The organism is Micromonospora sp. ATLC20, assembly GCF_057196585.1.
The window spans coordinates 1-4451 of the sequence record NZ_JBXUOV010000287.1; the positions used below are offsets into that span (position 1 = coordinate 1).

The 4451-nt window shown below is 74.4% G+C and carries 4 protein-coding genes; 1 reads left to right on the forward strand and 3 read right to left on the reverse strand.

The genetic code is table 11. The features are described 5' to 3' along the window. Positions 1-774: endonuclease/exonuclease/phosphatase family protein (locus tag AC2CHG_RS30130; RefSeq protein WP_484526074.1), on the forward strand; the 774-nt coding region annotated here is incomplete at its 5' end. 6 nt (positions 775-780) lie between these two features. Here AC2CHG_RS30130 and AC2CHG_RS30135 read toward each other — a convergent pair. The 3 genes from AC2CHG_RS30135 to AC2CHG_RS30145 form a co-directional block, all read right to left on the reverse strand. Then, entirely contained in the window at positions 781-1698 is a 918-nt protein-coding gene (locus tag AC2CHG_RS30135) for an NUDIX hydrolase (protein WP_484526075.1), read from the reverse strand. Between the two features lie 7 nt (positions 1699-1705). Further along, entirely contained in the window at positions 1706-4012 is a 2307-nt protein-coding gene (locus tag AC2CHG_RS30140; RefSeq protein ID WP_484526076.1) for an RNA degradosome polyphosphate kinase, read from the reverse strand. 54 nt (positions 4013-4066) lie between these two features. Then, the coding region (locus AC2CHG_RS30145) for a cold-shock protein (RefSeq protein WP_484526077.1) at positions 4067-4451 on the reverse strand (385 nt) is incomplete at its 5' end.

Consider the following 4451-nt stretch of genomic DNA (forward strand, 5'->3'; position numbering starts at 1 on the left):
GCCCTGGCCGGACTCACCGCGCTGGCCGGGCTCGGCGCCGCGCTGCACGTACCGCCCGCACCGGCCCGGGCCACTGCCGCGCCGGCGGCGGTACGGGTGGCGGCGTACAACATCCGGATGGGGTTCGGCCTGGACGGCCGGCTGGACCTGGACGCGGTGGCCCGGGAGTTGCGCGGCGCGGACGTGGTGCTGCTCAGCGAGGTCGACCGGGGCTGGTGGCTCAACGGCGGCCACGACACGCTGGCGCTGCTGGCCGGGCGGCTGGGGATGCCGTACGTCTTCGCGCCCGCCGCCGACCCGGTCTGGGGCGACGCGGTGCTCAGCCGCTTCCCGATGCGCGCCGGACAGACGCGGCGGCTGACCGCGCACGGCGCGCCGACCGGGGCGCAGGCCCTCGGCGTCACGCTCGACCTCGGCGGGCGGGAACTGGCGGTGGTCGCCACGCACCTGCAACCGCCGCCCGGCCGGGATCCGGTCGAGCAGGCGGGCGAGGTGGCCGAATTCGCCGGCCGGTACGCGAACGGCCGCCCACTGGTGCTCGGCGGTGACCTGAACACCGAGCCGGACGACCCGGCGTTCGCCGAGTTCACCCGCGCGGGGCTGGTGGACGCGCTGGCCGCGGCCCGGCCGCTGCGGACCAGCCCGGCCGACGATCCGCGCACCCAGATCGACCATGTCTTCACCTCGCCGGGGCTGACCGCCACCGAGGTACGCGCGCCGCGCACCGAGGCCAGCGACCACCTCCCGGTGACGCTCACCGTCACGCTGTCCTGAACCGCCTCACAGACGGTCGGGAAGGACCAACCGGTCACCGGCGAACGGCAGCAGCCAGCCGCCGCCCTTGTCGGTGGTGAAGTCCTCGTCCACGCGGCCGGTGAGCCGTTCCAGCGCGCCCGGGATCACCTTGCCCTGGCTGCACACCGCCACCGTCCCGGCGGCCTGCGCCAGCGCGACGAGCCGGGCCGCGGCGGCGAGCGCGCACTCCTCGACCTGCTGGCCCGGCGCCGGCTCGTCGAAGTCGCCGCAGACCTCGATCGGCAGGTCCAGCCGGGCCGCCGCCGGGTCGAGCGTCTGCACGCAACGCCGGGCCGAGGCGGAGAACAGGCGGGCCGGGCGGACCAGCGCGACGAGCGGGACCAGCGCCCGCGCCTGCGTCCATCCCTTGTCGTCGAGCGGGCGGCCGTGGTCCGGGCCGGTCCAGGTGCCGCGCTTGCCGGCGTGCGCGTGCCGGACCAGCAGCACCGTCGCGGTGACCGGCGGCAGCGCCGCGAACGCGGCGATCACCTCGGCGTCGTGCGGGTAGCTGACCCGGCGTACCGCGTCGTCGACCGGGAACCAGGCCACGTCGTCGACCTCGGTGCCGGGCTGGAAACCGCCGGTGCCGGCCGCCCGCATGGACCAGTAGTCGACCGCCTTGGCGTGCCCCTCGCTGCGGTAGCGGACGGTGGGCAGGCGGACCTGCGGCACGGCGCGGACGTCTGATTCCTCGGCCACCTCGCGGACGGCGGCCACGAGCGGGTGCTCGCCGCGGTCCAGCTTGCCCTTCGGCAGCGACCAGTCGCCGTACCGGGGGCGGTGCACGAGGCAGACCTCGACGCCGGCCGGACCCGGGCGCCACACCACGCCACCGGCGGCCCGGATCCGTACCGGTTCGTCGTCGCTCACCCGCTCACCGTATGCCCGCCCGGCACGCGCCACGGCCCGGTCAGTCCGCCCGGCCGCCGACCCGGCGCAGCAACAGATCCTGGAGGTGGGTCAGCCGCACGTCGCCGTCCCCGGTACGCCGGTGCCAGGTGCCGTCGGCAGCCAGCTCGAACGCGTCCACGTCCGGATCGAACGCGGCGGTGAGGACGTGGTCCAGTTCGGCCCGGGCCACCGGGTCGCTCACCTGCACCAGCGCCTCGACCCGGCGGTCCAGGTTGCGGTGCATCAGGTCGGCCGAGCCCATCCAGAACTCGGCGTCGCCGTTGTTGCCGAACCGGAAGATCCGGGAGTGTTCCAGGAACCGGCCGAGGATCGAGCGGACCCGGATGTTCTCCGACAGCCCCGGCACGCCCGGCCGCAGCGTGCACATGCCGCGGATCAGCAGGTCCACGTGCACGCCGGCCCGCGACGCCCGGTAGAGCGCGTCGGTGATCTCCTCGTCCACCAGGGAGTTCACCTTGAACTGCACGAGCCCCGGCATGCCCAGCCGGACGTGTTCGATCTCCCTGTCGATGCGTTCGATCAGGCCGCTGCGGATGCCCTGCGGCGCCACCAGCAGCCGCCGGAACGCGGTCTGCCGGCTGTAACCGGTGAGCACGTTGAACAGGTCGGTCAGGTCGGCGCCGATCTCCGGGTCGGCGGTGAGCATGCCGAAGTCCTCGTAGAGCCGGGCCGTCTTCGGGTGGTAGTTGCCGGTGCCGATGTGGCAGTAGCGGCGGATCTGGTTGCCCTCCTGGCGTACCACCAGCGCTGTCTTGCAGTGCGTCTTGAGCCCCACCAGGCCGTACACGACGTGGCAGCCGGCCCGTTCCAGCGTGCGGGCCCAGCCGATGTTCGCCACCTCGTCGAAGCGCGCCTTCAGCTCCACCAGCACCACCACCTGCTTGCCGGCGGCGGCCGCGTCGACGAGCGCGTCCACGATCGGGGAGTCGCCGCTGGTGCGGTAGAGCGTCTGCTTGATGGCGAGCACGTTCGGGTCGGCCGCCGCCTGCTCGACGAAGCGCTGCACGCTCGTCGCGAACGAGTGGTAGGGGTGGTGCACCAGCACGTCGCCGTCGCGCAGCGTGGCGAAGACGCTGCGCGGCACCTCACCCTCGGCCAGCCGCGGATGGGTGGCCGGCACGAACGACGGGTCCTTCAGGTCGGGCCGGTCCGCCTCGCCGTACACCTGCCACAGCGCGGACAGGTCGAGCAGGCCGCGGACCCGCAGCACGTCGTGGCCGTCCATGTCCAGCTCACGGACCAGCAGCTCCAGCATGTGGTCGGAGATGGACGCGGCGACCTCCAGGCGTACCGGCGGGCCGAACCGGCGCCGGGCCAGCTCCCGTTCCAGCGCCTGGAGCAGGTCCTCGTCGCGGTCCTCGTCCACCTCCACCTCGGCGTTGCGGGTCACCCGGAACAGGTGGCACTCGACCACCTGCATGCCGGAGAACAGCTGGCCGAGGTGCACCGAGATGAGGTCCTCGACCGGCAGGAACCGCACGCCCGGCTGGTCGCGGTGCACCCGGACGAACCGGGGCACGTTGTTCGGCACCTTGACCCGGGCGAACAGCTCCGAGCCGCCGTCCGGGTCGCGCACCGACACGGCCAGGTTCAGCGACCGGCCGGAGATGTACGGGAACGGGTGCGCCGGGTCGACCGCCAGCGGGGTGAGCACCGGGAAGATGTGCTCCCGGAACCAGGTGCGCAGCCGCTCCCGCTCCGCGTCGTCCAGGTCGCTCCAGCGCAGTATGCGGATGTCCTCGGCGGCGAGCTTCGGCAGCACGTCGTCGACCAGGCAGGCGGCGTGCCGGGCGACCAGGCCCGCGGCCTTCTCGGTGATCAGGTCGAGCTGGGTGCGCAGCGGCAGCCGGTCGCCGCCGCGTACCGGCAGGCCGGCGGAGAGCCGCCGCTTCAACCCGGCCACCCGGACCATGTAGAACTCGTCCAGGTTGCTGGCGAAGATGGCCAGGAACTTCGCCCGTTCCAGCAGCGGGGTGCGCGGATCCTCGGCGAGCGCCAGCACCCGGGCGTTGAAGTCGAGCCAGGACAGCTCCCGGTTGAGGAAACGGTCCTCCGGCAGCGGCGGTACGGCCGGCGGGGCGGTGTCCGCGGCGGTCTCGCCGGCCGGGCCGGGGCCCTCCACCGGGTCGAGCGGCTCGTCCAGGCCGGTCGCGCCGGCCGCGTCCGGGTCGGCGCCGAGGCGCTCCTCCGGGGGCCGGGTCTGGCGGAACCGCCCGTCCGGGCCGCGGGTGGGGCGGCCGTTGCGGGGCGTGCCGGGGTCGAGGATCGGCGGCGGGCCGTCGGGGTGCTCGCGAGGGGTGCTCACCACCTCATGATTCCCCGATAAGGGTGAACGGAAAATGAACTCGGGCCAGGTTGTTCACGCCATCGTCGGCAAGGTCACCCGGACCACCTCGCCGTCGGCGTCCCGCTCGATCCGGACACGCTGCCCCAAACGGAGCAGCCGCAGCCCGGAGGCGTCGAACGCGCGGGCCGGGAACGCCAGCTCGGTGCCGTCGTCGAGCAGCAGCACGCCGCTGCGGGTCGACGCGTCGTAGGTGGCCACCGTCCCCTGCATGCCAGCACCGTACCGGACCGCCCCGGCGACCCGGGCCAGCAGCGCGGCGGTGCGCGGCCCCACGCCCAGCCCGGTGGCGTCGGCCAGGTCCGCCGGGGTGTCCACGTCCCGGCGCAGGCTGGGCCACTCCCCGGCGAGCGGCAGCGCCCCGCTCGCCGCGTGCGCCGCGGCCGAGCCGGGCCCGAAC